The organism is Nocardioides sp. YJ-D4 (assembly GCF_054031495.1).
Window position 1 is genome coordinate 4365767 of sequence record NZ_CM132932.1, and the last position, 25501, is coordinate 4391267.

General features: G+C 69.9%; 24 protein-coding genes. 14 read left to right on the forward strand and 10 right to left on the reverse strand.

Going from position 1 to position 25501, the window contains the following annotated elements:
• Positions 1-109: 109 nt before the first annotated feature.
• From ACW14X_RS20955 to ACW14X_RS20980, 6 genes are all read right to left on the reverse strand, one after another.
• A complete protein-coding gene (locus ACW14X_RS20955) occupies positions 110-562 on the reverse strand; it encodes a MarR family winged helix-turn-helix transcriptional regulator (protein ID WP_457163166.1) in 453 nt (150 codons plus the stop codon).
• A gap of 96 nt (positions 563-658) precedes the next feature.
• Positions 659-1414 carry a class I SAM-dependent methyltransferase gene (locus ACW14X_RS20960; protein ID WP_160027579.1) on the reverse strand — a complete coding sequence of 252 codons (756 nt, stop codon included), beginning with the start codon at positions 1412-1414 and terminating at the stop codon, positions 659-661.
• A gap of 70 nt (positions 1415-1484) precedes the next feature.
• A complete protein-coding gene (gene gndA, locus ACW14X_RS20965; protein ID WP_457163167.1) occupies positions 1485-2942 on the reverse strand; it encodes an NADP-dependent phosphogluconate dehydrogenase in 1458 nt (485 codons plus the stop codon).
• Positions 2943-2985: 43 nt separating this feature from the next.
• Entirely contained in the window at positions 2986-4026 is a 1041-nt protein-coding gene (locus tag ACW14X_RS20970) for an AurF N-oxygenase family protein (protein WP_457163168.1), read from the reverse strand.
• 85 nt (positions 4027-4111) lie between these two features.
• Entirely contained in the window at positions 4112-4777 is a 666-nt protein-coding gene (locus ACW14X_RS20975) for a DUF2470 domain-containing protein (protein ID WP_457163169.1), read from the reverse strand.
• Between the two features lie 70 nt (positions 4778-4847).
• A complete protein-coding gene (locus ACW14X_RS20980; RefSeq protein WP_457163170.1) occupies positions 4848-6023 on the reverse strand; it encodes a 4-hydroxybenzoate 3-monooxygenase in 1176 nt (391 codons plus the stop codon).
• A gap of 183 nt (positions 6024-6206) precedes the next feature.
• Here ACW14X_RS20980 and ACW14X_RS20985 point away from each other — a divergent pair, with 183 nt between their 5' ends.
• Positions 6207-8057 (forward strand): AMP-dependent synthetase/ligase, encoded by a 1851-nt coding sequence (locus tag ACW14X_RS20985; protein ID WP_457163171.1) that lies wholly within the window; start codon positions 6207-6209, stop codon positions 8055-8057.
• A 10-nt stretch (positions 8058-8067) separates the two neighbouring features.
• On the opposite strand, the gene ACW14X_RS20990 is transcribed toward ACW14X_RS20985, so the two are convergent.
• The gene (locus tag ACW14X_RS20990; protein ID WP_457163172.1) at positions 8068-8985 is read right to left on the reverse strand and encodes an oxidoreductase; all 918 of its coding nucleotides are present in this window, start codon (positions 8983-8985) and stop codon (positions 8068-8070) included.
• 98 nt (positions 8986-9083) lie between these two features.
• On the opposite strand from ACW14X_RS20990, the gene ACW14X_RS20995 reads away from it, so the two are divergent.
• The 3 genes from ACW14X_RS20995 to ACW14X_RS21005 all read left to right on the forward strand — a co-directional run bounded on the left by ACW14X_RS20995 (position 9084) and on the right by ACW14X_RS21005 (position 11664).
• A complete protein-coding gene (locus tag ACW14X_RS20995) occupies positions 9084-9764 on the forward strand; it encodes a DNA-binding response regulator (protein ID WP_406035206.1) in 681 nt (226 codons plus the stop codon).
• A 104-nt stretch (positions 9765-9868) separates the two neighbouring features.
• A complete protein-coding gene (locus ACW14X_RS21000; protein WP_457163173.1) occupies positions 9869-10741 on the forward strand; it encodes an RNase H family protein in 873 nt (290 codons plus the stop codon).
• A gap of 11 nt (positions 10742-10752) precedes the next feature.
• The gene (locus ACW14X_RS21005) at positions 10753-11664 is read left to right on the forward strand and encodes an amidohydrolase family protein (protein ID WP_457163174.1); all 912 of its coding nucleotides are present in this window, start codon (positions 10753-10755) and stop codon (positions 11662-11664) included.
• Here ACW14X_RS21005 and ACW14X_RS21010 read toward each other — a convergent pair.
• A complete protein-coding gene (locus ACW14X_RS21010) occupies positions 11661-12776 on the reverse strand; it encodes an MGDG synthase family glycosyltransferase (RefSeq protein ID WP_457163175.1) in 1116 nt (371 codons plus the stop codon). The two genes, ACW14X_RS21005 and ACW14X_RS21010, sit on opposite strands and share 4 nt — an antisense overlap.
• Positions 12777-12890: 114 nt before the next feature.
• Here ACW14X_RS21010 and ACW14X_RS21015 point away from each other — a divergent pair, with 114 nt between their 5' ends.
• Entirely contained in the window at positions 12891-15071 is a 2181-nt protein-coding gene (locus ACW14X_RS21015) for an Eco57I restriction-modification methylase domain-containing protein (RefSeq protein WP_457163176.1), read from the forward strand.
• Positions 15072-15162: 91 nt separating this feature from the next.
• On the opposite strand, the gene ACW14X_RS21020 is transcribed toward ACW14X_RS21015, so the two are convergent.
• Complete coding sequence (locus ACW14X_RS21020) at positions 15163-16011, reverse strand: acyl-CoA thioesterase domain-containing protein (protein ID WP_457163177.1); 849 nt, start codon at positions 16009-16011, stop codon at positions 15163-15165.
• A 133-nt stretch (positions 16012-16144) separates the two neighbouring features.
• Between ACW14X_RS21020 and ACW14X_RS21025 the strand changes: the two genes are divergently transcribed.
• The 7 genes from ACW14X_RS21025 to ACW14X_RS21055 all read left to right on the forward strand — a co-directional run bounded on the left by ACW14X_RS21025 (position 16145) and on the right by ACW14X_RS21055 (position 22627).
• Positions 16145-17527 carry an NAD-dependent succinate-semialdehyde dehydrogenase gene (locus tag ACW14X_RS21025; protein ID WP_160027602.1) on the forward strand — a complete coding sequence of 461 codons (1383 nt, stop codon included), beginning with the start codon at positions 16145-16147 and terminating at the stop codon, positions 17525-17527.
• Positions 17528-17570: 43 nt separating this feature from the next.
• Positions 17571-18329 (forward strand): alpha/beta hydrolase family protein, encoded by a 759-nt coding sequence (locus tag ACW14X_RS21030; RefSeq protein ID WP_160027604.1) that lies wholly within the window; start codon positions 17571-17573, stop codon positions 18327-18329.
• An 84-nt stretch (positions 18330-18413) separates the two neighbouring features.
• Complete coding sequence (locus ACW14X_RS21035; protein ID WP_457163178.1) at positions 18414-19103, forward strand: hypothetical protein; 690 nt, start codon at positions 18414-18416, stop codon at positions 19101-19103.
• Between the two features lie 284 nt (positions 19104-19387).
• Positions 19388-21595, forward strand: coding sequence for a DEAD/DEAH box helicase (locus tag ACW14X_RS21040; RefSeq protein ID WP_457163179.1), 2208 nt, complete (start codon positions 19388-19390; stop codon positions 21593-21595).
• 82 nt (positions 21596-21677) lie between these two features.
• Positions 21678-21818 carry a hypothetical protein gene (locus ACW14X_RS21045; RefSeq protein WP_183543801.1) on the forward strand — a complete coding sequence of 47 codons (141 nt, stop codon included), beginning with the start codon at positions 21678-21680 and terminating at the stop codon, positions 21816-21818.
• Positions 21819-21924: 106 nt separating this feature from the next.
• Positions 21925-22293 carry a thioredoxin gene (gene trxA / locus ACW14X_RS21050; RefSeq protein ID WP_160027609.1) on the forward strand — a complete coding sequence of 123 codons (369 nt, stop codon included), beginning with the start codon at positions 21925-21927 and terminating at the stop codon, positions 22291-22293.
• 43 nt (positions 22294-22336) lie between these two features.
• A complete protein-coding gene (locus ACW14X_RS21055; protein ID WP_201451241.1) occupies positions 22337-22627 on the forward strand; it encodes a chorismate mutase in 291 nt (96 codons plus the stop codon).
• Between the two features lie 79 nt (positions 22628-22706).
• Here ACW14X_RS21055 and ACW14X_RS21060 read toward each other — a convergent pair whose 3' ends face one another.
• Positions 22707-23957, reverse strand: coding sequence for an FAD-binding protein (locus tag ACW14X_RS21060; protein WP_457163180.1), 1251 nt, complete (start codon positions 23955-23957; stop codon positions 22707-22709).
• A gap of 140 nt (positions 23958-24097) precedes the next feature.
• On the opposite strand from ACW14X_RS21060, the gene ACW14X_RS21065 reads away from it, so the two are divergent.
• Together ACW14X_RS21065 and ACW14X_RS21070 are read left to right on the forward strand one after the other, a co-directional pair.
• Positions 24098-25228 (forward strand): endo-1,4-beta-xylanase, encoded by a 1131-nt coding sequence (locus tag ACW14X_RS21065; RefSeq protein WP_457163181.1) that lies wholly within the window; start codon positions 24098-24100, stop codon positions 25226-25228.
• 81 nt (positions 25229-25309) lie between these two features.
• Entirely contained in the window at positions 25310-25498 is a 189-nt protein-coding gene (locus ACW14X_RS21070) for a hypothetical protein (protein ID WP_457163182.1), read from the forward strand.
• Positions 25499-25501 lie beyond the last annotated feature (3 nt).

Genomic DNA, 25501 nt, shown 5'->3' on the forward strand with positions numbered 1-25501 from the left:
GGTGCGCCCCCGGACGGGCCTCCCGGTGGACCGGCGTGAGTCCGTTCGGCTGTCGTCGTTGCCATGGACTTCCCTTCTGTTTCGAGCAGATCGGTGGTGGGGCAGAGCCCTAGTTGCGTACGTGGGGGAGGGCGGGTGCGGGGCAGACGAGGCTGTCGTGCAGCTTGGCCATGAGCCGGATCAGCTCATGCACCTCCTCCTCGCTCCAGTCGCTGAGCCGCTCGGCGAGCAGCTCGGTGATGTGGTCGGAGAACCCGGCGAGCAGATCGCTCCCGGAGTCGGTGAGACGCAGCAGGCGCGAGCGCCCGTCGGCCGGGTTGGGGGTGCGCTCGAGCCAGCCCTGGTCGGCGACGTACGAGACGTGGCGGCTGGTCACCGAGATGTCGACGGCGAGCAGGTCGGTGAGCTCGCTGATGGTCATCTCGCCGTGCTCGCTCAGCAGTCCCAGCACGCCCGCAGAACCGGCCGGCAGGTCGGGCGGGAGATTGCGGGCCAGGCCCTTCCTGACGGCCCCGACCTCGATGAGTCGATGCATCAGCTCGCGGTAGGTCGCCTGCGTCATCATCGCCCCTCTGATTGGTTGACTTTTACAACCTTATTGAGGATAGGGGAACGATGCAAATTGCCGCGCCGGGTCGCAGGCGGAGACCTCGGGCGGCTAGGCGACGGTGCCGCGGGCCGCCCAGGCCGTCGCGGTCACGGTGAACGGGCCGTTGCCGAGCCGGCGCCGGGCGACCTCCTCGAGCGCCGTGCGACCGGCGTCGTCGAGGGCGCTCACGTAGTCGCCCGCCGGCCCGACGCCGAAGGTGTACGGGTCCCACCAGTCCTCGAACGTGGGATGCGTGACGCGGACGACCAGGCCGCTCGGCTCGACCTTGCGGAGGCCGACCTTCTTGAACAGCTTCTCCAGGTCACCCAGCCGGGCGCCGGCGAGCAGGGCCTCGTCCTCGGCCTCCGGGTCGATCTCGTGCACGCAGTCCCAGAACGGCGCTACGGCACCGGTGTCGCCGTCCCAGACGCACGCCGCGACGGTGCCGCCGGGTCGGGTCACCCGGACCATCTCCCTGATCCCGGCCTCCGGATCGGTCATGAAGTGCACGACGAGCTGGGCCAGCGAGACGTCGAACCAGTTGTCGGCGAAGGGGAGCGCCTCGGCCACGCCGGTGTGCACATCGACCCTGGCCAGCTGTCGTGCGACCGCCTCCATGAAGGGTGGCGAGGGGTCGATCGCGGCCACCAGGTGGGCCTCGGTGAGGGTCACCAGATGACGGGTGAGCGTGCCCGGTCCGCAGCCGACGTCGAGCACCCGCTGGCCCATGCTGACCCGGGCGAAGTTGGCGAAGTGGGGTGCAAGGGGTTCGGCGTAGCGCCCCATGAAGCGGGCATACCTCTCAGCGGCAACGTCGAACCCCATGCTTCAGGCTAGGTCTGCCGTCGCCGCCGCTGACAGCCCCAAGTTCGGTATCTCCGCCCGGGCAGCTTCCCTAGTGCGTCGAGGGCGTCGTCGGGATCTCCGAGCGGTCGTCGGACCACAGCGTGTGGAACGTGCCGTCCTTGTCGACGCGCTTGTAGGTGTGGGCGCCGAAGAAGTCCCGCTGGCCCTGGATGAGCGCGGCCGGGAGCCGGTCGGCGGCGAGCGAGTCGAAGTAGGCGAGCGCCGAGGAGAACCCCGGTGCGGGTACGCCGGAGGCCGCCGCGATCCCGACGACGCGCCGCCACGCCTCCTCGCCGGACGCGACCGCGTCGGCGAAGTAGGGGTCGACCAGGAGCGTCTCCAGGTCGGGCTTGGTGGCGTAGGCGTCGACGATGCGGTTGAGGAAGCGGGCCCGGATGATGCAGCCGGCGCGCCAGATCTTGGCGAGCGCACCCAGATCGATGTCCCAGCCGTACTCCTTGGCTCCGGCCACGATCAGGTCGAACCCCTGCGCGTAGGCGACCACCTTCGAGGCGTAGAGGGCCGCGCGTACGTCGTCGACGAACGTGTCGGGGACCGCCGGTGCCTTCGGGCGGTTGGTCACCGCGGCCCGCATCGCGCCGCGCTGAGCCGGCTTGGAGGAGACCGCCCGGGCGAAGACGGCCTCGCCGATGCCGGAGACCGGGATGCCGAGGCCGAGGGCGTTCTGCACCGTCCAGACGCCGGTGCCCTTCGAGCCGGCCTCGTCGAGGATGACGTCCACGAGCGGCTGGCCGGTCTCGGCGTCCTTCTGGGCGAGCACCTCCGCGGAGATCTCGATCAGGTAGGACTCCAGGTCACCGGTGTTCCAGTCCCGGAAGACGTCGACGAGCTGCTCCACCGAGAGCCCGGCCACCCGCCGGAGGAGGTCGTAGGCCTCCGCGATCAGCTGCATGTCGGCGTACTCGATGCCGTTGTGGACCATCTTCACGAAGTGGCCGGCACCGTCGGTGCCGACGTGGGTCACGCACGGCTCGCCCTCGGCCACCGCGGCGATGCTCTTCAGGATCGGGCCGAGCGTCGTCCAGGCCTCGGCCGAGCCGCCGGGCATGATCGAGGGGCCGTTGAGCGCACCCTCCTCGCCGCCGGAGATGCCGGTGCCGACGAAGTTCAGGCCACGCTCACGCAGCTCGCGCTCGCGGCGGATGGTGTCGTTGAAGTTGGCGTTGCCGCCGTCGACGATGATGTCGCCGGGCTCGAACCGCTCGGCCAGCTGCTCGATCACCGCGTCGGTGCCCTTGCCGGCCTGGACCATGATGATCGCCGTACGCGGCTTGGTCAGCGTCGCCACGAAGTCGTCGATCGTCTCGGAGGCGAGGAAGCCGGCCTCCGGGTGCTCGGTGATGAGCTCCTCTGTGCGGGCGTAGGTGCGGTTGTAGACCGCCACGGTGTTGCCCTCGCGGGATGCGAGGTTGCGGGCCAGGTTGGATCCCATCACGGCCAGGCCCACCACGCCGATGTTCGCGCGGCCATTGTCGTTGTTCGGCATCGTGCTCCTCGGTTGAGTCGGTGATGCCATTCAACTCTGCTCGTCAAGCGGCGGCGGTGGGTGGCTCGGCCCGGAATCGCGCCGGCCGGCCGTCCACACCGAGCACCTTCCAGGACCACCGCGTGAGCGGCGTACGCAGCCCGAGGTTGTCGAAGAGCATCCGGACGTCGGCGAAGAGATGACGGCGGAACGCGGCGGCCTCGGCGCCGGTGCCCCAGACCTCGCGGACGACCGAGTCGGGCAGCCCCATGAGCTCCCGATCGGCGCGCGACGGGATGATGATCGCGTCGGAGCCCAGTCGCATCGCGAGCGGGGTGAGGATGCCGAGAGCCAGGCGCGAGACCGGGTTGAGCGAGGGGGCGTGCTCCTCGAGCCAGGCGTGCGCGAAGCCGATGTGGCGGGCCTCCTCGGCGATGTGGATGGCCATGATCTGGTCCAGGAGCGGATGGGTTCCGCCGGCGCGCATGGCCTCCTTCTGCACGTGGTCGATCGGCTCCTCGCCGGCGAGGATGATGGCGAAGAAGAGGGCGGGATAGAGCCCGCCGAGATGTCCCACGAGCGGGATGGCACGCATCAGCCAGCCCGGTGCGCCCACCACGTCGGGACAGGCGCGGTTGGTGAACTCCTGGAACATCTGGATGTGATGGGTCTCCTCGGTGAGCTCGTGCATGAAGTAGCGGAACTCGGGGTCGCCGTTGTCGACGCCCATCAGGAACTGGGTGCCGCCGAGGAGGAGCAGCTGCTCGAACTGGGAGCCGGTCTTCACCATCGCGGTGAGCCGGTGCCGGCCGACCTCGATCTGGCGTGCCTTGGGCAGCGACTGGTACCACGGATGGGCGCCGAGCAGGTCGAGCGTCGGCAGGATCCAGCGCTCGTCGTCCTCGGGCAGGGCCATCTCGGGCGCGTCCCAGTCGACGTCCTTGAAGGCATTGAAGTACATCTCGACCGACGCCTCGGACAACGTACGCAGCGTCTCGCCGTACTCCCGCCGCGGCAGGGGCCTGGTCGGCGTGATCATCCGGACCGGGGTGCCGGCGACCGCACCCACGTAGCCACCGATCGAACGCAGTGTCTGCACAACCATCCGAGCCTCCTTGCACGACGTTGATACGTCACCAAGGTACATGGGATTTGTGTACCAGGAAACAGGTTCGGAGCGCGTGTTCCGCTCAGCAGATCTCGGCGGCGAGGGCCTTCCGCACGCCGGCGACGAGGTCCTCCGGGGTGCGGGCCGGGCGGTCGAACGTGGTGCGTGCGCTGTGCGCCCCGCCCTCGTCGACCCACTGGAACTCGAAGCCTTCGGCGCTGAGGCCGGTGATCTGGGCGGCCAGGATGGTGTCGACCGGGATGTAGGAGCGGGTTGCGACGGCCTCGCGGAGCTCGTTGCCGTGGTGGTTGTTGAGGTGGTCCTGGTTGCGGTGGAGCACGCCGTCGTTGAGGTCGAGGTTGCGGTCGGTGAAGGCGTCGAGGGGGATCGGGACCGCCTCGCCGGTGCGGCGCACCAGCATCACGTTGGAGACGTCCATGACCACCTCCTCCCACTCCGTCTCGCAGCATGTGCAGGCATCCGTACGCAGCCACCTCAGCGCTCCGGTCAGCCGGACCGCCTCGCCGTCGCCCAGCGTGCCCTGGAGGACCAGTACGACATGGCTGCCGCGGCGTCCGGCGTACGCCATCCGCTGCTCGGGCGGGCACAGGAAGGTCGGGCGACCGCCGTCGTCGGCGAAGCCCTGCATCTCCAGCTCCTCCATCGAGTAGGGGATGCCGTCGATCACCACGCTGCCGCCACGAGGGCATGACAGGATGCTGCGGGCAATGCTGGCGGTCGAATCCATGACACCTCCGTGTTTAGGTAAGGCTTACCTAAACACGACTGTGGCTGATCGAGCAAGAGTCTCCGACTGTTCAGAAGCCGATCGGCAGCCCGGCGTAGTTCTCCGCGAGCCCGGCGGCGGCATGCTCGCTGGACGTCACCCAGCGCAGCTGGGAGAGCTGGAGCTGGGTGTCGAACGGGTCCTCGGCGGTGTGCAGCATCGTGGTCATCCACCAGGAGAAGTGGGTGCAGCGCCAGACGCGACGCAGCGCCGTCTCGGAGTAGTCGTCGGCCAGTCGTGAGTCGCCCTTGAGCAGCGCGGTGAGCGCGGGGGCCAGCAGCGCGACGTCCGCGACCGCGAGGTTGAGTCCCTTGGCGCCGGTCGGCGGGACGATGTGGGCGGCGTCGCCGGCCAGGAAGAGCCGGCCGTGCCGCATCGGGGTGGAGACGTGCGAGCGCATCGGGAGGACGCTGCGGTCGGTGATCCGGCCCGGTTGCAGGCTCCAGCCGTTCTGGCCGTGGCCGAGCCGGGCGGAGAGCGCGTCCCAGATCTGGTCGTCGGACCAGGTCGCCGGGTCGGTGCCGTTGGGCACCTGGAGGTAGAACCGCGAGACGCTCTCCGAGCGCATCGAGTGCAGCGCGAAGCCGTCGGGGTGCCAGGCGTAGATCAGCTCGTCGGTCGAGGGCGCGACGTCGGCGAGGATGCCGAACCAGCTGTAGGGGTAGGTGCGGTCCCAGCTCTCCCGGGCCGGGATCGCGGCGCGGCTGGGGCCGAAGGAGCCGTCGCAGCCGACGATGACATCGGCCCGGATCCGCCGGGGGAGCCCGGCGGCGTCGGTGAAGGTGACCGAGGGTCGGTCGGACTCGATGTCGTGCAGCGCGGTGTCGCTGACCTCGTAGTGAACCACCTGCCCGGCGGCGCGCCGGGCGTCGATCAGGTCCTTCTGCACCTCGGTCTGGCCGTAGACGTAGACCGCCCGGCCGACCAGGTCGACGAAGTCGAGGTGGTGGCGCTCCTCGGGCCACTGCAGGTAGATCCCGCGGTGCTTGTCGGCGTCGCGGGCGAGCCGGTCGCCGAGACCGACCTCGGTGAGCAGATCGACGCTCGACTGCTCCAGGATCCCGGCGCGGATGCGGGCCGCGACGTACTCCTCCGACCGGGTCTCGACCACGACCGAGTCGACCCCGTCGGCGGCGAGGAGGTGGCTCAGCAGCATCCCTGCGGGGCCGGCGCCGACGATCACAACCTGCGTACGTTCTTCTGCCATGGGGTGAGTCAACTCCCGTCCGGGCGGCTGCCGCCAGGGGGTTCTTCCACTGAATGGAAAAGCGGGCCGTTGGGATGGATTCCCAAATAGCGCAGACGGGCTCTTGTGTCCGCGCCGACTCGTCCCTACGGTCGAGGCACCCCGATTGTGACCCGAGTCACAAACAACAGAAGGAGCGCTCCGATGCCCGACGTCCTCGCCGACCGTGCCGCCCTCGAGTCCCAGATCGGCGACCGGACCATGGTCGACGTACTCGCCAAGGTGGTCGCCGACCGCGGCTCCGAGCCGGCCTTCTCCGACCGGCACACCCCTGACGGCACGGGCTGGCGCACGCTGACCTGGGGCGAGCTGCACCAGCGTGCCCGCGAGCTGGCCGCCGCCTACATCGCCGCCGGTCTCCAGCCGGGGGAGTCGGTCGCGATCATGGCCGCGAACCGCATCGAGCACGTCGTCGCCGACATGGCCACGGTGCTCGCCGGTGGGGTCCCGATCAGCATCTACAACACCCTCGCTCCCGACCAGGTCGGCTACGTCGCCGAGCACGCCGACCCGCGGATCGTGGTGCTCGAGACCGACGACCACGTCGCCCGCTGGGCGCTCGGGCTCAAGCGCGAGGAGATCGTACGCGTCGTCACCATCGACACCGCCGCGGAGGACGACCCGCGGGCGGTCGCCTGGGACGACTTCGTGGCCTCGGGCGCGGCGGCGCTGGCCGAGGTCGGCGAGGAGCTGGACGCGCGCAGTGCCGCGGTGAGCCCTGACGACACGGTCACGATGCTCTACACCTCGGGCACGACCGGGCAGCCGAAGGGTGTGGTGCTCACCCACCGCAACATCGTCTTCGAGACGACCAGCTCGCTGACGGTCTCCGGCGTCGAGGAGCCGGGGGTGCTCGTCTCCTACCTGCCGTTCGCGCACATCGCCGAGCGGGTGCTCAGCCTCTACATCCCGCAGTTCAACGGCGGCCACGTCTACCTGGTCCAGGACCCCGCACTGCTGCTCGGCACCCTCCAGGAGGTGCACCCGACCAGCTTCTTCGGGGTGCCACGGGTCTGGGAGAAGATCCGCACCGGCGTCACCGCGCTGCTCGCCGCCGAGACCGACGAGGCCAAGAAGGCCGGTGTCGAGAAGGCGATGGCGGTCGGGCTGGCCTACGTCGAGTCGCAGCAGTTCGGGCAGACCACCTCGCCCGAGCTGCAGGCGCAGTTCGAACAGGTCGACGCCGCGGTCCTGTCGACCATGCGCGCGCTCCTCGGTCTCGACAGGGTCGAGTGGGCGGCCAGCGCGGCCGCGCCGATGCCGATCGAGGTGGCGAAGTTCTTCGCCGGCCTGGGGCTGAAGATCTACGACGTCTACGGCATGACCGAGACCACCGGGGCGGCCACCGGCAACGGGCCGGAGGCCTTCCGGCTCGGCACCGTCGGCCGCGCCCAGCCCGGCATCGAGCTGCGCATCGCCGAGGACGGCGAGATCCTGTTCCGGGGCCCGATCATGACCCCGGGCTACGTGGGCCGACCCGACGCCACCGCCGCGCTCTTCGACTCTGAGGGCTGGCTGCACACCGGCGACATCGGCTCGCTCGACGAGGACGGCTTCCTCACCGTGGTCGACCGCAAGAAGGAGATGATCATCAACTCCGCGGGCAAGAACATCGCCCCCTCCAACATCGAGAACCTCCTCAAGGAGAGCCCGCTCGTCGGCCACGCGATGGTGGTGGGTGACGGCCGTTCCTACGTCGTCGCCGTCCTCACCCTCGACGGCGAGATCGCTCCCGTGGTCGCTCAGAAGCTCGGCGTCGAGGCCGGCTCGCTCGCCGAGCTGGCCCAGCACCCGGTCATCCGGGGCGCCGTCGCCCAGGCCGTCGACGCCGCCAACGCCCGCCTCTCCCGCCCCGAGCAGGTCAAGGCCTTCGAGCTGCTCGGCGAGGAGTGGACCGCCGAGTCCGAGGAGCTCACCCCGACCCTGAAGCTCAAGCGGCGGGTGGTGAGCAAGAAGTACGCCGACGTCATCGACGGCCTCTACACCCAGGACTGAGCCGGGCGGCCTACGCGGCGACGGCGTCCAGGCGGCTCACCTCCTCGTCGGTGAGCCGCAGGGCGCCGGCGGCGATGTTCTCCTCGAGGTGGGCGAGGCCGGCGGTGCCGGGGATGGCGAGCACGTGCGGACCCTGGTGGAGCGTCCAGGCGAGGCGTACCTGGGAGGGGGTGGCGGAGTGCGCCGCGGCGATGGCCTCGACGACCTCGCGACCGGTCTCGTCGGGGGCGGTTCCGGGGACCGCGCCGGAGACGGCGGCGCCGATCGAGTTGAAGGGCACGAACGCGACCCCGTGCTCGCCGCACAGCCGCAGCAGGGCGTCGTCCTCGCGGCGGGTGGTGAGACCGTACTGGTTCTGTACGCAGGCCACCGGCCCGATCGCGAGCGCCTCGGTGAGCTGCTCGGGGCCGATGTTGGAGAGGCCGACGTGCTCGACCAGGCCCGCCTCGCGCAGGTCGAGCAGGGCGCCGAAGTGGTCGGCGATCGATCCGGTGCCGCGCTCGCGCCCGACTCCCCAGCGCAGGTTGACCAGGTCGAGGTGGTCGAGGCCGAGCTGGCGGATGTTCTCCTCGACCTGGTGGCGCAGGTGCTCGGGTTGGGGGTCGGACTCCCAGGCGCCGTCGCGGCCGCGCGGGGTGGGGCCGACCTTGGTCGCGATCAGCAGGTCGTCGACGTACGGCTGGAGGGCGGTCGCGATCAGCTCGTTGGCCGAGCGCGTCGGGGTGAAGTAGATCGCCGCGGTGTCGATGTGGTTCACGCCGAGCTCGACGGCGCGGCGGAGGACGGCGATCGCGTTCTCGCGGTCGGGGGCGATCGGGGTGGAGAGGTTGCCGATCAGGCGCATCGCGCCGAAGCCGATCCGGTTGATCCGCTTGTCGCCGAGCTGCCAGGTGCCGGCGGCACCGGCGGTGATGTGGTTCGTGGTCATGCCCTCCAGCGTCGCGATCCGGTGCCGCGTACTCACGCCGTTGGCAGGTTGTTGCCGATCGCGGCTCTCGTCTTGGCGGGCGGGGGAGAATCGATGCCGTGACGAACACGGTGGGGACGATCCGGACGGGCGGGACCGTCGCCGTCGTACGCGGCGAGGAGGAGCTCGTGCGGCGCACCTCGCACCTGTTCGCGGCTGCCACCGACATCGCCTGTGCGGCGATCGACCTGCGCACCTGGTCGGCCGCGCGCACCGAGTCCGGCATCAGAGCGGCGCTGTGCGGTCGCGACGGGGCCGAGGTGCGGCTGCGGAAGGTCTACCGGCCCAACGTGCTGCTCGACCCGGTCTCCGCCGCCCATCTGCGCGAGATCCGCGACGTCCGCGGCGCCCAGATCCGGATCACCCCCGACGAGATCAACGAGACGATCCTGATCGACCGCCGGGTCGCGATCCTCGCCGGTGACCCGCGCCTGGGCGAGCGCAGCTTCAGCATCGTCACCCAGCCCGAGGTGGTCCAGGGCGTCACCTCGCTCTTCGACGCGGCCTGGCGCTCGGCCACGACGGTGGACGCCTACGACGCCCGGATCGCCGAGCTGCGCGACATCGCGCCGCAGGTGCTCGACCTGCTCGGCCGGGGCGTGAAGGACGAGGCCGCGGCGCGCACCCTCGGGCTGGGCGTACGCACCTACCGGCGCCGGGTCGCCGAGCTGATGGAGGCGCTCGGCGCCGCGTCCCGGTTCCAGGCCGGCGTACGCGCTCGGGAGCTCGGGCTCGTCTGACCGATCCGGTCAGCGGTGTCCGGATCCTGACGGCGGAGTCACGTTCTCAGGGGCCGCCCGGTAACGTCGAGGACGACTTGTTCGGGCGGGTCAGGAGGTCAGCAGTGCGTTGCTTCATCGTCGTCAAAGAGCGCAGCGATGCCGAGAGATGGGACTGGGTCCTGGCTGGTCCGGGGCTGCAGGCGGCGGGATCGCTGGGTGCCCGCGGCACCGAGGACGCGATCATCGCGGCGGTCGGGGCGGCGTACGACTCGCTGGAGTCGCTCGCGCCGGTCCAGGTCGTGGTGGCGCTGCCGTCCAACGCGCGGTTCTGGATACTGACCGACGAGATCGCCGACGCCTATCCCGGGGTCACCGTGGTGCCGTTCGCCGACGAGGACGCGGACATCCGGGCGGAGGCGGTGGAAGCGCTGGCGATCCATCGGGCCGGCCCGATGCCGCCGCTGGTGGTGGCGACCGACGGCTCGGCTCATCGCGGGTTCATCGGCTGGGGATGGCTCGCCGGCGACGGCCAGCACGGCTTCGGCCGGCAGGTGCCCAACGCCCGGATCCGCGACCCGCAGTCGTTGGTGGTCCTGGCCGAGCTGCAGGCGATCGCGGAGGCGGTGCGGGCGCTGCCCCGCCGCACGCTGACCATCCGGACCGACTCCCGGGTCGCGCTCGCGATGATCGAGGACTGGCTCCGCGGTGAGCTGTCGATGCCGAAGGGCTATGAGAGCGAGCACCGCGCCGAGCTCGCCGGCCTGACCCGGATGCACGACGACCTGTGCCGCGAGTCCGACCGGCTCTCCTTCGAGTGGGTGCGCGGCCACGTCGGCGAGGCGCTCAACGAGGGTGCCGACTCGCTCGCGAAGCTCGCCCGGCGCTTCGCGGAGGGGACCTGGGGGCTGACCGCCGACGAGGTGCCCGAGAGGGCTCGGGCGATCGCGGAGACCTTCGCTGCGCCCGTGGCCGCTGGGTCCGCCACCGCCGGGTAGGTTCGGCCCTCGTGAACGCTCCTACGGTCACCATCGCCCCCGACGAGCCCGCGCGGCTCCGCGCGCGGCTCGATGCGCTGGGCCTGGACGGCATCTTCGACGTACACACCCACTTCCTGCCCGCGCGGATGCTCGACAAGGTGTGGGCCTACTTCGATGCGGTCGGGCCGTTGACCGGTCAGCCGTGGCCGATCGCCTATCGGCACTCCGAGGAGGAGCGGCTCCGGGTGCTGCGGGATCTCGGCGTACGTCACTTCTCGGCGCTCACCTATCCGCACAAGCCGGGGATGGCGGCATGGCTGAACCAGTGGGGTGCGGAGTTCGCGGCGGACAAGCCCGACTGCCTGCAGTCGGCGACGTTCTACCCGGAGCCGGGTGCGGGTGACTACGTGCGCGAGGCCGTCGAGGCGGGTGCGCGGATCTTCAAGGCGCACGTCCAGGTCGGCGACTACGACCCCAACTCTCCGCTGCTCGACCCGGTCTGGGAGGTGCTCTCGCAGTCGGGTACGCCGCTGGTGATCCACTCGGGTCACGGCCCCGCTCCAGGTCGGTTCACCGGCCCCAGCGGCATGGAGGCGCTGCTCGGACGCCATCCGGATCTGGTGCTGATCGTCGCTCACATGGGGCTGCCGGACTACTCGCGCTTCCTCGACCTGGTGGAGAAGTACGACGGGGTGCACCTGGACACCACCATGGCCTTCACCGCCTTCACCGAGGCGTCGACGCCCTTCCCGGCCGAGGAGCTGCCGCGCCTGAAGGCGCTGGGCGAGCGGGTGCTGTTCGGGAGCGACTTCCCGAACATCCCCTATCCCTATCTCGAGGCGGTCGACGGGGTCCTGGGGCTCGGGCTCGGTGACGAGTGGACACGCGGGGTGCTCTACGAGAACGCCGCGCGGCTCTTCGGGCTGCCGCCGGCCGGCTAGGCCACGGCGGTCTCGTCGTAGCTGTCGGTGAGGATCTGGACGATGTCGGGGACGCCGAGCGCGAGCCGGTTGAACCGTGGCGACTCGGCGGCGACTTCCAGGTGCTTGGCGAGCTCGACCTCGTCGCGAGCCCACGGGATCAGCCCAGCACGGTCCAGGTTGGCCGAGTTGGCCGCGCCGTGGCCGGAGATCGAGCGGTAGGTGATCACCGGCGTGCCCGAGGCCAGGGCCTCGAGCGAGGTGAAGCCGCCGGCGTTCTGGACGACGCAGTCGCTGGTCGCCATCAGGGCGCGTACGTCGGTGCGCCAGCCGAGCGCCACGACACCGGGGATCCGCTCCAGACGGCGCTTGAGACAAGGGTCGGTCGCGCAGAGGACCACCGGGGTCATGTCGCTGTGCTCGAGGATGTCGCGGGCGGTCTGCTCGAGCGCACCCGCGCCCAGCGAGCCGCCGGTGACCAGCGCCCGAGGACCCTCCAGGTCGAGGTCGGCGAGCGGATCGGGGAAGACCTGACCCGGGACGTACGCCGCCCCCGGCGGGACCAGCGGCTGGACCACCGCCGCGTTGCCGCCGAGCATGCGCGCCTCGCGTGCGGCGACCTCGTGGATGGCGAGGTTGAGGTCCATGCCGGGGTTGATCCACAGCGCCGGGACGGCGGCGTCGGTGAGATAGGTGACCGCCGGCACGGTGAGCTGTCCGCTGGTGCGCAGGTGGCCGATGACCTGGGAGCAGAACGGATGGGTCGAGATGACCAGATCGGCGCCGCGCATGGCCTCGGTGAGGTTGCGCGTGGAGAGGCGAAGGAACTGGTTGAACGGCCTGTGGAGCGGGCGTCCCGGCATGACCAGACTCATCGTGGTGCCCCACGAGTCGGGGCTGACCTGGAGCTGCATCTTGTAGCCGACCTTCAGCCCGTGCCCGAGCCGCCAGGGCATCAGGTCGACGAAGTCGAAGATCTCGACGTCGCATCCGGCCTCCCCGAGTGCTCGTGAGATCTCCCGGGAGGCCGAGTTGTGGCCGGCGCCGTAGCTCGCGGAGATGATCGCCACGCGGGGAGCCGTGCCGGGCCGGATGTGAAGGAGGGGCCCGAGCCGCTCCGAGTCGATTGACATGCGCCGGATTCTGTACGCACGGTGTGACGTTGTGGTGAACGGGGGCACCCCGTCGCGTCACTCTTCACCATCGGTTCGTCTCCGCGAACCTGCGGGCGTTCTATGGTTCATCCTGTGATCACGCCCCGGGCACTGCGCACTCGAGCGCGGTCGGCGGTTGCCGAGCTGGGCGGCGGCCCCTCGGCGGTGGCAGCGGTGATGCGCAGTGTCGTGGCGGGGTTCGCGCGGGCACGGGGGATGGTGCTCACCGATGCTGCCCTGGACGCCGCCGGTTTGCTGTCGTGCGCGGACGGTCCGCAGCCGGATCATCTGCTGTCGAACTATCTGTTCCTGGATGGGGCCGCGGTCGATGATCTCGTTCTGGAGGAGATCGGTTACGTCTACGAGGCGCTGCTCGAGGTCTCCTCGCGACGCGACAACGGCGCCCACTACACCCCTCCCGAGCTCGCCGACGAGGTCGTCGCCCACGCGCTGGCTCCGGTCGCCTCCGCCGACGCGGCCGTGGTCGACATCGCCGCCGGGACCGGCGTCTTCCTCCTCGCCTCCGCCCGTCATCTGGCGTCCGCGTGCGAGCGGCCCGTGGCCGAGATCGTCACGCGCTGCCTCTACGGTGCCGACATCGACCCGGTCGCGGTCGACATCGCCAAGCTCTCCCTCTGGCTGCTCTGCGAGGATCCCTCGCTCCCGCTGACCTTCCTCGACGACCGGATCCTGTGCGGCAACTCGCTGGTCGGACTCGTCGACGCGGACGAGCTGCCGGCCGGCGTCGATGACTCCGAGGCGTACGCCGATGCCATGGTCGCGGTCGCGCTGCCGCTGGGCGGTCGGCCGGGGAGGCGGCTCGAGGAGGCCTACGCGGCGCTGAGTCGGTGCCGGCGCCTGCCGGTTCCCGCCGTCCGGCCGATCCACTGGGCGCTGGTCGCACCCGAGGTGATGGCGCGCGGCGGCTTCGACGCGGTGGTCGGCAACCCGCCTTACCTCGGGGTGAAGCGGGTGCGGGACGCGATCGGCCAGGAGCTGCGCGACTACCTCGCGCACACGCTCGCCGGGGGCACGACGAGGCGGGCCGACTACGTCATCTACTTCCTGCTCCGGGCAGCTGCTCTCAGCCGCGGCGAGATCGGGCTGATCACGACCGACTCGATCAGCGAGGGTGACACCGCGCGCTTCGGCCTCGGTGCGCTGCTGGACCGCGGCTGGCAGGTCGCCCGGGCGGAGCGTTCGGCCCCGTGGCCGACGGCGGGCGTACGGTTCGCGAAGATTTGGCTCACCACCCGGCCGCTCGACAGCGCGTGGCTCGACGGGCGCTCGGTGCCGGCGATCACCGGTACGCTCGAGGACGGCTTCTCCCTCCCGGAGCCGGCGCGGCTGGATCTCGACGTGCCGCTGCCTCACGGCTATCAGGGCACGATCGTGCTCGGCCGCACGCTCGTCTTGACGCCGGCCGAGGCGGAGGCTCTTGGACGCGGTCCGCTCGGGCACACCGTGCGCCCCTACCTGAGCGGCGAGGACCTGGTGACCCCCTGCGGCTCGACCGCCTCCCGCTTCGTGCTCGACGTCGGCAAGCTGGGCCTCGAGGAGCTCGCCGAGGACCGCGCGCTCGCGCGGCTGGTGCGGTCGAAGGTGCGTGCCGAGCGTCGCCGCCAGTTCGTGAAGTACCCCCAGCTCAAGGAGCGCTGGTGGGGCTTCCTCAGTCCGGTCGACGAGCTCTACCGCGACGCCGCCGGGCTCTCGCACGTCATCGCGTTCAGCAAGCACAGCAAGCATCTGTGGCCCGTGCTGGTCGGTGCCGACCACGTCTTCTCCAACGGGCTGGTCGTCTATCCCACCCAGGACCCGGCTGCGTACGCCTTCCTCGCCTCCGACCTCCACCGGGTCTGGGCCGTACGCGCCGGCGGCACCATGCTCAACACCGCCTACCGCTACAACCCCTCGCGCCTGCGTGCCACCTACCCGTTCCCCGCTGACCTCGAGCCGCTCCGCCCGGCCGGCGTCACGCTCCTGGCGGCCCTCGACCGGGTCGGCGAGGAGCGCCGGATCGGCATCACCGGCGTACTCAACCTCGTCGGCGACCCCGACACCCACGACCCCGCGACCACCGACCTCCGCCAGGCCATCGCGGACGTCAACCACGCGACCGCCCGCCTCCACGGCATCGACGAGTCCCTGGCCACCCCCGACCTCACCCCCTCCGGCTTCGGCCTCACCCCGACCCGTCAGCGAGCCCTCATGGCCGCCCTCGTCGACCAGAACCTCGCCCTAGCCGAGAAGGCACAAGCGCCCGCCGAGACGTGAGTTCTGGCGGCCGAGACTGCAGAAGTGGGCGACGAAACGAGAGTTTCGTCGCCCACAAGTGCGGATTCGGCCGCCACAACTGCGGTTTCGGCTAGACCGGGGTGGCGGGACCACCCTCGCCAGGAGCGGTGAAATCGACGGTGCGCTTGGCGTTGGCCAGGGCGGTGACGGTGGCGGTGCCGATGGTGCCCTCGCGGTCGAAGACCTCGGCGGTGCCGACGGAGATGCCCTCGTGGGCGACGTGGTCGATGGTGGCGAGGCCGACCTCCATCCCGGCCGGGCGCCGGGCGAGGGCGAGCGAGATGTCGGTGTTGATCCACTCCACGCCGTTGCTGCCCCAGTTGGTGACCATCGAGGTGGCGTCGGCGATGGAGGCCACGGTCTGGAACGGGGTCATCGGCTCGCCGGCGACGGTCGGTACGGCAACCTGCCAGGTGACGTGGCGCCCGGCGTTCTGGTGCTTGCCGAAGTCGTCGGACCAGGGGTTCTCGGAGACGAAGAACGGTACGTGGGGTTCGGAGGTCGGCGGCGCGACCTCGAGCGGCGGGGGAATGGCGCGGTCGGTCGACGACCAGACGTCGCCGGCCGGGTTCTCGCCCGCGAGCAGGTAGGTGCACGTCGCCCGCGCCACGACCTGCTCCGAGCCATCGGCCGCTGACTGGACCATCTCGGCGTCGAGCAGCGCGATGCGTGGGCCGTTGCGTACGACCCTCGTACGGATCCGCGTCGGCACCATCCGCGGCGGCCGGAACAGGTCCACGTGATAGCGCGAGGGGACCAGTTCCGAGGCACGTCCGAGCTCCTCGATCTGGTCCTCGAGACCGCGAGCGATCAGGCCGCTGGCGGCCACTCCGTGCATGTGGTCCTCGGCCCACATGCTGCGAGCCATCGGCGTAGGCTCGAAACCGTCATCGGTGCGCCGGAAGAATGCAAGATCCATGCGGACATTCTAGAACGTGTCCTAACTTCGGATTCAGTTGCCAAAACCGGTAAAGAGTAACGGTTCCGTCATCAAAAGCGCTCCAAAACCACGTACCATCGCACCAAAGCAGCCCCGATCGAAGAGGATGACGATGAGCACCACGCCTCCGTACCAGGTGACCGACCCCGCAACCGGCGAGGTGATCGAGACCTTCCCGTTCGCCACCGATGCCGAGGTGGAGGAGGCGCTGGAGCGGTCCAAGAAGGCGTACGAAGCCTGGCGCTCGACCCCGATCGAGGAGCGTTCCGCGATCGTGAAGCGCGCCGCGGACCTCTTCACCGAGCGGGCCGCGGAGCTCGGGAAGATCATCCGCACCGAGATGGGCAAGAAGGCCTCCTCCGGCGCCGGTGAGGCCGAGTTCTCCGGCGAGATTACCGCCTACTACGCCGACCACGGCCCCGAGCTGCTCGCGGAGACCGACCTGCCCGGCCACGAGGGCAAGGCGGTCATCCAGCGTCTCCCGCTCGGCCCGGTGCTCGGCGTCATGCCGTGGAACTACCCCTACTACCAGGTCGCCCGCTTCGCCGCGCCCAACCTGGTCGCCGGCAACACCGTCATCCTCAAGCACGCCGAGAACTGCCCGCGCTCCTCGGCCGCGATCGCGAAGATCTTCGCGGACGCCGGCCTCCCCGAGGGCGTCTACCAGAACCTCTACGCCACCCACGAGCAGATCGCCACGATGATCGCCGACCCGCGGGTTCGCGCGGTCTCCCTCACCGGCTCCGAGCGCGCCGGCACGGCGGTCGCCGAGGCCGCCGGCCGCCACCTGAAGAAGGTCGTCCTCGAGCTCGGCGGCTCCGACCCGTACATCATCCTCGACTCCGACGACATCGACGAGGCTGCCGAGACCGCCTGGGCGACCCGGATGGAGAACGTCGGCCAGGTCTGCAACGGCAACAAGCGGATGATCGTGAACGAGGGTGTCTACGACGACTTCGTCGCGGCCCTCACCAAGCGTGCCGCCGCGATGAAGCCGCTCGAGGGCGAGGACGGCGACGACACCGTCTACTCCCCGCTGGTGGCCCGCAAGGCCGCCGAGGCACTGCGTGACCAGATCCAGGATGCCGTCGACAAGGGCGCCACGCTCCACGCCGGCGGCGAGATCTCCGACGGCCCCGACGCCTTCTTCGCCCCCGCCGTCCTCACCGGTGTCACGCCGGAGATGCGCGCCTACACCGAGGAGCTCTTCGGCCCGGTCGCCGTCGTCTACAAGGTGAGCACCGACGAGGAGGCCGTCGAGCTGGCCAACGCGGTCGAGTACGGCCTCGGTGGCGCCGTCTTCTCGACCGACGAGGCACGCGCGATCGCCGTCGCCCAGCAGCTCGAGGTCGGCATGGCCAACGTCAACACGCCGGCCGGCGAGGGCGCCGACGTCCCCTTCGGCGGCACCAAGCGCTCCGGCTTCGGCCGCGAGCTCGGCCCGCTCGGGATCGACGAGTTCCTCAACAAGCGTCTGTTCTACGTCGAGCGCTGAGCAGACCCGAGCAGTCGCGCCGGATTCTGAGAGAATCCTGGGCGTGGCTGAGAAGGTGACCTTCAAGAGTACGTCCGGACCCATGCTGGCCGGTCTCATCGACCTGCCCGAGGGTGAGGTGCGTGGCTGGGGTGTGTTCAGTCACGGTTTCACCCTCGGGAAGGACTCTCCGGCAGCCGCACGGATCTGCAAGCAGCTCGCCGCCGAGGGCATCGGGATGCTGCGCTTCGACAACCTCGGGCTCGGCGACTCCGAGGGCGACTGGGGCGACGGCTCCTTCACCCACAAGGTCGCCGACACCGTCGAGGCCACCCGTTTCATGGCTGAGCGTGGCACCCCGGCCGAGCTGCTCGTCGGCCACTCCTTCGGCGGTGCGGCGGTCCTCGCTGCGGCGGCTGACGGGGTCGGCGTCGATGCCGTCGCCACCGTCGCGGCTCCGTTCCAGCCGGCGCACGTCGAGCACAACTACGACGCCGTGCTCTCGCGTGTGCTGGAGGACGGCGAGGCGCCGTGGATGGCGGGTGGCAAGTCGCTGACCCTGCGCAAGGCCTTCGTCCATGACGTACGCCGCGCCGACCTGCGCCACAAGATCATGCAGCTCAAGAAGCCGCTCCTGGTCATGCACAGCCCGACCGACACCACGGTCGGCATCGAGAACGCCTCCGACATCTTCAACACCGCCCGCCATCCGCGGTCCTTCGTGTCGCTGGAGGGCTCCGACCACCTCCTCACGAAGCGGGGCCAGGCCCAGCGCGCCGCCCGGATCATCTCGGCCTGGGCGGATCAGTACCTGATCGACTGAGTCGCAGCGCTGTCGCCGCGTCGACCTCGGATAGGTTCGGGCCATTCAGACGGTGGCACGGTCGCCGAGTGACGCGGAGGGTAGATGATCAAGAAGCCGAAGTTCCCGGTCAAGGAGCTGATCACGGCAGGGTCTGCGGCACCCCAGGTGCTGGTCGGCCACCTGGTCGCGACCCAGGGTCCGGAGATCGCCAGGAAGGTCGCCGCGGACCGGTCTGAGCCCGGCTTCGACACCGAGGCGTACGTCGACGAGCTGATCAGGAAGCACCGCTGGTTCGCTCGTCTGCAGGGTGCCGGCGGCGGTGCGATGATCGCTGTCGCCGAGGTACCGGCCGTGATCGGCGGTCCGGCTGCGGTCGTGGCCGCGGCCGGGACGGCGATCCTCGGCGACCTGATCGCGCTGGCGTGGATCGAGCAGCGCCTGGTGATGCACATCGCCGCCGCGTACGGACACGACCTGGAGGATCCGGTGCGGGTCAACGAGTTCCTCAAACTGGCTGGCGTGAACCTGCTCTTCGACGGCGGCGGCAGCGTGGCGGGCGCCGCGGGCAGCCGCTTCGGCGTGCGGGCCGTCTCTCGCTGGGCGGTGAACAAGACCGTCGAGGCCACCAGTTCGATGGCGCACCTCGTCGGTGTCCGGGTCGCCCGGCGTGTCGTCCTGCGCGGCATCCCGGTGCTCAACATCCCGCTCGGTGTGGTGCTCTCGGACGTCGCCACCAACCGTCTGGGAAGGCGCGCACGCGAGTTCTACCGGGCTCATCCGAGGCCTGCCTGAGCCTCGCGTTTGATCAATTGACAGAAAACGCCGAACGAGACTTCCGCTAACCGGTGTGGGTGGGGTTACACTCGCTCCAAGCGCCCGGCTCGTGGACGTTCGTCGTGGGGACCGAACGAGTCACTGGCCCGGTCGATGAGGCGCCGATCGCGCGTATCCGCTGTTTGGCCGCGGTCGTCAGTCGTCTGCCATCGATCTGCGTGAGCCCTGGGAGGGCGACCGGCCGATGAGGGTCGGCATTTGGACATGCCACTCACCCGTGCGTGGCCCCAAGGAGGATTCAGTTGGCTCAGGGAGCCGCTACCCGGCGCAACAACCGGTCCGGCCGTTCACGTAGCAACGGCAACGCCGGCAAGTCCGGGCAGAACGGTCGCCGCAAGGGCGTCCACAAGGACAACGAGGGCATCATTCCGGTGCTCGCGCAGGTCGTCCGCGAGGTGGAGTCGGCCGTTCAGCGCCGCTCGGCCATGCCCGACGTACGGACCAAGTTCCAGGTCGTCGCGCTCCTCGCCCGAGACGAGCGCCACCGCGTGCTCGAGGACGAGACCCTCAACGAGGGTCGCCGCGCCGAGCAGCTCAAGCGTCTGGACGGGATCGCCACGATCCTCGCCAAGACCGCGACCATGGACTCGCGCCTGTTCGAGCTCCTCGCCGAGGACGCCGAGATCTCCGAGGCCGCCGTCGACCTCAAGCACGAGCTGATGGCCCGTGGCGGCGTCGACGTGCCGGAGGACGAGGAGGAGGACGAGGACGAGACGCCTGCCGTCGTGGTCCCCGACAAGCGCGTGGTCCCGACCAGCGTCATCCAGCGCCAGCTCTCCAACCCGTTCCTGGTGCCCGACTTCACCAACGCCCGCCCGCCGGTGCACGCCCGCCGTCTGTCCGGCTGGGAGCTCCTCGGGCCGCTGTTCCGCAGCTTCGAGTACGCCGACTCCGGCCCCTCCTGCATGCCGCTGCCCGAGCCGCCCGCCTACGGCCCCGGTCACATCGACGCGCCGGGCACCCGCGAGCTCATGCACCACCAGGCGCAGCTGGTCGCCTCCGCGGCCGAGGGCCACCGCTCCTACCTGCTGGCCGACGAGCCGGGCCTCGGCAAGACCGCGCAGGCGCTGCTCGCCGCCGAGGCGGCCGACGCCTACCCGCTGCTCGTGGTCGTGCCCAACGTCGTCAAGGCCAACTGGGCCCGCGAGGTCGACCTCTGGACGCCGTCCAAGAAGGCGACCGTGGTCCACGGCAACGGCGAGGACATCGATGGCTTCGCCGACATCATCGTGGTCAACTACGAGATCCTCGACCGCCACGTCGGCTGGCTCGGCGAGTTCGGCTTCAAGGGCATGGTCGTCGACGAGGCCCACTTCATCAAGAACAAGTCCTCCCAGCGCTCCCAGCACGTGCTGGCCCTCTCGGAGAAGATCCGGCAGCGTACGGCCAATCCGCTGCTGATGGCGCTGACCGGCACCCCGCTGATCAACGACATCGAGGACTTCCGGGCGATCTGGCAGTTCCTCGGCTGGATCGACGACGTCAAACCGCTCAACGGCCTGCTCGAGGGGCTCGAGGACACCGGCCTGACCCCGCAGGACAACAGCTTCTACGGCGCGGCCCGCCGCGTCGTCGTCAACCAGGGCATCGTGCGCCGCCGCAAGATCGACGTCGCCAGCGACATCCCGGCGCGCCGCGTGGCCGACCTGCCGGTCGAGCTCGACGACGCCGAGGGCCGCTCGATCCGGGCCGCAGAGGCCGAGCTGGCCAAGCGGATGATGCAGCGCTACGACACCGCGATCGAGACCCGGGTGACCGGCGCCAAGCCGGCCCCCGGCGAGCTCGACCTCGAGCTGATCCGCCGCGTCGCCACCTGGGAGCGCGAGGACCAGGACGCCTCCACCGGCGAGAACGTCTTCGGGATGATGCGCCGCATCGGTCGCGCGAAGGCCTCGCTGGCCGCCGACTACGCCGCTCAGCTGGCGCGCAACGTCGGCAAGGTCGTCTTCTTCGCCAAGCACATCGAGGTGATGGACACCGCGCAGAAGCTCTTCGAGGAGCGCGGCATCCGCTACTCCACGATCCGCGGCGACCAGACCTCGAAGGCACGCGAGAAGGCCATCGACGAGTTCATGAACGACCCCGAGGTCAAGATCATCGTCTGCTCGCTCACCGCCGCCGGTGTCGGCGTCAACCTGCAGGCCGCCTCCAACCTGATCCTGGCCGAGCTCTCCTGGACCGACGCCGAGCAGACCCAGGCGATCGACCGTGTCCACCGCATCGGCCAGACCGAGCCGGTCACCGCCTGGCGCATCATCGCCTCGCAGACCATCGACACCCGGATCGCCGAGCTGATCGACTCCAAGGCCGGCCTCGCGGCTCGTGCCCTGGACGGCTCCGACGAAGAGGTCACCGACTCCGCCGACGTACAGCTCGAGGCTCTGGTCTCGCTGCTGACCGACGCTCTGCGCAAGCGCGAGTCCGGCCGCCGCGGCCGGCGCGCCGCCTGACACCGACCCAGGACTCGTCCGGGCCCCATCTCAGGGAGAATCCTGAGGTGGGGCCTGGGTGGTCCGGCGTACGCTGGATCACATGTTCTGGATTATCTTGCTGGTCATCGCAGCGGCTGTCGGTGGATACGTGTTCCGGGTTCCGATCGTCGCCAAGCTGACCGGGCAGCCACGCAGCCGCATCGAGCGGCAGATCGGGCCGAAGAGCAAGCGTCTTCCCTGATCCCACGAGGAATCCGCACGGGGAATCCTCAGTGACGCACGTGCGTTGAGACGTACGTGCCCGCCGATCCGGCGCGCACCCACCCCAGACCGGAAGCGAGAGCCCCATGCCCACCGTCGAGCTCGGCGCAGAGAACTTCGAGAGCACCGTCACCGACAACGAGATCGTCCTCGTCGACTTCTGGGCGTCCTGGTGCGGCCCGTGCCGCCAGTTCGGCCCGATCTACGACGCCGCCTCCCAGGAGCACCCCGAGATCGTCTTCGGGAAGGTCGACACCGAGGCCGAGCAGGCGCTCGCCGGTGCCGCCAACATCACCTCGATCCCGACGCTGATGGCCTTCAAGAAGGGCAACCTCGTCTTCTCGCAGCCCGGTGCGCTCCCCGCGCCCGCGCTCAAGCAGGTCATCGACGCCGTCGTCGAGCTCGACATCGACAAGGCGCTTGCCGAGCAGTCCTCGAAGGAGTCCGGCGAGTAAGACTCGTCGGTGCTCCGGGGCCGGCATCGGGTTTGATAGCGCTGTGACCGAAGACGCCCACGACGAGCTCCTGCGCCTGCGCGGCAGCATCGACAACCTCGACGCCGCCCTTGTCCACCTTCTCGCCGAGCGCTTCAAGTGCACCGAGCAGGTCGGCCGGCTGAAGGCGCGCGCGGGCTTCCCGCCAGCCGATCCGAGCCGCGAGGCGGTCCAGATCGAGCGGCTCCGCCGGCTCTCCGACGACGCCGGCCTCGACCCCGAGTTCGCCGAGAAGATCCTCAACGTGATCATCGCCGAGGTGATCCGCAACCACCGCCAATTCGTCGAGGACTGAGCGTCGGGGTAGTCCGGTAGCGAACTGCCCATCTACTCGCCGGTAATAGGCAGTTCGCTACCGGACTACCCCAGCCGCGTCAGCCGAGCACCCGCTCCAGCCACCCGTTCCAGAACCGGCGGTCCGGGTCGAAGCGGCGTACCAGGTCCCTGAAGTCGTCCCAGCGAGGGAACGCGGCACCGGGGTCCTTGGTGGCGAACAGCTTGCCCCAGTGCGGCCGGGTGCCCGCCGGAAGCCGCTGCTCCAGGTCGGGCAGGAGATCGCGTACGCCGACGGGGTCGGCCTTCCAGGTGAAGTGCAGCGCCAACGTGTCGGTGCCGTAGGCGGGGGAGAGCCACAGCTCGTCGGCGGCGACGGCGCGGATCTCGCTCACCTGCAGGAGCGGCCGGACGCGGTCGGCGAGTGAGCGGACCGCCTCGACCGCCTCCTGCGCGCGATCGAGCGGCACCAGGTACTCGCTCTGCAGCTCCGCGCCGACGCTCGGCTGGAAGTCGAGCCGGAAGTGGGGTAGCCGCTCGTGCCACGGTCCGAGTACGCCGAGCTGCTCGGTGCACGGTGCCGGGTCGAGGCCGGGGACGACGTGACGCGGCTCGGTGGCCAGCACCGTGCCAGGGAGCTCCGGCGTCCCCGAGCGCGACTTCACCCAGACCCGCGCTACCGACCCGTCGGGCTCGTCGGACCAGCGCGTGAAGATCGACACCGAGTAGGCCGCACCGAGGATCTCGGTGAGGTGTTCTCGCAGGTCAGTGTAGGTGAGCCCTTCGTGGACCGTCTGTGCGACCTGGTACGTCGGCGAGGTCAGCAGCTCGAGATGGGTCACGATCCCCAAGGCGCCGATGCCGACCAGGGCCCCCGCGAAATCGGGCGATCCGGCCTCCAGTCGCACCAGGCCGCCGCGGCCGTCGACGATCTCCAGGGCGGTCACGGAGGTGGCCAGCGAGCCGTTGCCGACACCGGAGCCATGGGTGCCGGTCGCGACCGCGCCGGCGACCGAGATGTGGGGGAGCGAGGCCAGGTTGGGCAGCGCCCGGCCGTGCTCCTGCAACCAGGCGGCGAGCTCGCCGTAGCGCATCCCGCCAGGCACCCGGACCACGTCCCCGGCCAGGCTCGGCGAAGACTCCAAGCCGTCCAGCGAGACCAGCACCCCCGGCGTGTCCGCGAGATCGGTGAAGGAGTGCCGGGATCCCAGTGCGCGCAGCCGCGGCTCGCGCAGCACGAGGTCGCGTACGTCATCCACGGAACGTGGTCGCACCAGCTCGCGCGCGGTGTAGTCGTAGCTGCGGGCCCACGTCGATCCGGGAGCTTCGCGGGCAGAGGTCTCGGTGGGCATGGACCGGATCGTAGCCGGGATCCAGCTTCGGTGGGCATCTTCGGAAAACGTTATCGACAACGATTGACAAAACTCGCGGCCCCTCGCCATCCTGATCCCTGTCTGTGATGCCGATCACACTTAGTGCACCTGGAGGCACCGTGAAACTTCGTCACATCGTCGTGACTGTGGCCGCGGCGGCGACCGTCACCGCGACCGCGTCATCCATGGCCCAGGCCGAGCCACGTGGCTTCCGGCCCCCGTCCGACTCGCTCCGCTCCTACGCGTCCCAGATCGGGCTGCACCTCGGTGTCGCCGCCAACCCCGAGGTGCTCGCGGACGAGGAGCTCGCCGGCATCGCCTCGGACGAGTTCTCCAGCATCACGCCCGAGAACGAGATGAAGTGGGAGACCGTCGAGCCGACTCGTGGCACCTACGACTGGTCCGGCGCCGACGAGGTCGTCGAGTTCGCCCGCGCCCACGGTCAGAAGGTGCGCGGCCACACCCTGCTCTGGCACAACCAGAATCCCGCCTGGCTGACCGAGGGCGTCAACAACGGCACGATCAGCAACGCCGAGCTACGCGGGATCCTCAAGAAGCACATCACCGATGAGGTCGCCCACTTCCGCGGCAAGGTCTACCAGTGGGACGTCGCCAACGAGTTCTTCACCGACACCAACCCCTCGCGGCTCAACCCGGACAACTTCTGGGTCTCCCGGCTCGGACCCGAGGTGGTCGCCGACGCCTTCCGCTGGGCCCACCAGGCCGACCCGAAGGCGCGGTTGTTCTACAACGACTACAACATCGCCGGGGAGGACGGCCACAACGCCAAGGCCGACGCGGTCTACGCCTTCGTCAAGAGCCTGGTCGCCCAGGGCGTACCCATCCACGGTGTCGGCAACCAGGGCCACCTCGACACCCAGTACGGCTTCTCCGGCGAGCGCTTCCGCGCCGACCTGCAGCGCTATGCCGACCTCGGTCTCGAGGTGGCGGTCACCGAGGCCGACGTACGCACCTTCGTCGACTCCGCCGAGACCCAGGTACCCACGGACAACCTGGCGCTCTTCGCCCACCCCTACGAGTTCTCCCAGATGCTCCAGGCATGCCTCGCCGTACGCGCCTGCACATCGTTCACGGTCTGGGGCATCGATGACACCCACTCCTGGGTACCTGGCTGGTTCGAAGGGGAGGGCTACGCGCTGCTCTGGGATGTGAACCGGCAGCCCAAGGACGCATACACGACCCTGAAGCAGGATCTCCGACTTGCCCTGGGGGCGCCACGCCGGCGCTGAGCCGCAGCGGTCCGTGGCGGCACCCGGGTGGCGGTGGTCTACTGGAGTCCGAGCAACACGGATCGATCTGAGCGAGGGTAGATGAGCGAGAACGCAGCAGAGGCAGACCTCGAGGAGCAGGCGACCGATGTCGTGAAGGAGGCCGTCGACGACGAGGCGCCTCTGGACGCCGAGGAGACGGTGACCTCGATGCCGGACGACGTCAACGAGGCCGACTACGCCGAGCAGAAGCTCGACGCGGTCGGCCCCGACGACGACTACGACTACTAGCGG

Excerpts from the sequence above, each read along its gene's own strand:
- gndA (WP_457163167.1), bottom strand. The coding sequence starts at position 2,942 with ATGCCGAACAACGACAATGGCCGCGCGAACATCGGCGTGGTGGGCCTG.
- ACW14X_RS21045 (WP_183543801.1), top strand. The coding sequence starts at position 21,678 with ATGTTCTGGATTATCTTGCTGGTCATCGCAGCGGCTGTCGGTGGATAC.
- ACW14X_RS21010 (WP_457163175.1), bottom strand. The coding sequence starts at position 12,776 with ATGTCAATCGACTCGGAGCGGCTCGGGCCCCTCCTTCACATCCGGCCC.
- ACW14X_RS21060 (WP_457163180.1), bottom strand. The coding sequence starts at position 23,957 with ATGCCCACCGAGACCTCTGCCCGCGAAGCTCCCGGATCGACGTGGGCC.
- ACW14X_RS20975 (WP_457163169.1), bottom strand. The coding sequence starts at position 4,777 with ATGGATTCGACCGCCAGCATTGCCCGCAGCATCCTGTCATGCCCTCGT.
- ACW14X_RS20990 (WP_457163172.1), bottom strand. The coding sequence starts at position 8,985 with ATGACCACGAACCACATCACCGCCGGTGCCGCCGGCACCTGGCAGCTC.
- trxA (WP_160027609.1), top strand. The coding sequence starts at position 21,925 with ATGCCCACCGTCGAGCTCGGCGCAGAGAACTTCGAGAGCACCGTCACC.
- ACW14X_RS21025 (WP_160027602.1), top strand. The coding sequence starts at position 16,145 with ATGAGCACCACGCCTCCGTACCAGGTGACCGACCCCGCAACCGGCGAG.
- ACW14X_RS20970 (WP_457163168.1), bottom strand. The coding sequence starts at position 4,026 with ATGGTTGTGCAGACACTGCGTTCGATCGGTGGCTACGTGGGTGCGGTC.
- ACW14X_RS21035 (WP_457163178.1), top strand. The coding sequence starts at position 18,414 with ATGATCAAGAAGCCGAAGTTCCCGGTCAAGGAGCTGATCACGGCAGGG.
- ACW14X_RS20955 (WP_457163166.1), bottom strand. The coding sequence starts at position 562 with ATGACGCAGGCGACCTACCGCGAGCTGATGCATCGACTCATCGAGGTC.
- ACW14X_RS21020 (WP_457163177.1), bottom strand. The coding sequence starts at position 16,011 with ATGGATCTTGCATTCTTCCGGCGCACCGATGACGGTTTCGAGCCTACG.
- ACW14X_RS20980 (WP_457163170.1), bottom strand. The coding sequence starts at position 6,023 with ATGGCAGAAGAACGTACGCAGGTTGTGATCGTCGGCGCCGGCCCCGCA.
- ACW14X_RS20960 (WP_160027579.1), bottom strand. The coding sequence starts at position 1,414 with ATGGGGTTCGACGTTGCCGCTGAGAGGTATGCCCGCTTCATGGGGCGC.
- ACW14X_RS20985 (WP_457163171.1), top strand. The coding sequence starts at position 6,207 with ATGCCCGACGTCCTCGCCGACCGTGCCGCCCTCGAGTCCCAGATCGGC.
- ACW14X_RS21070 (WP_457163182.1), top strand. The coding sequence starts at position 25,310 with ATGAGCGAGAACGCAGCAGAGGCAGACCTCGAGGAGCAGGCGACCGAT.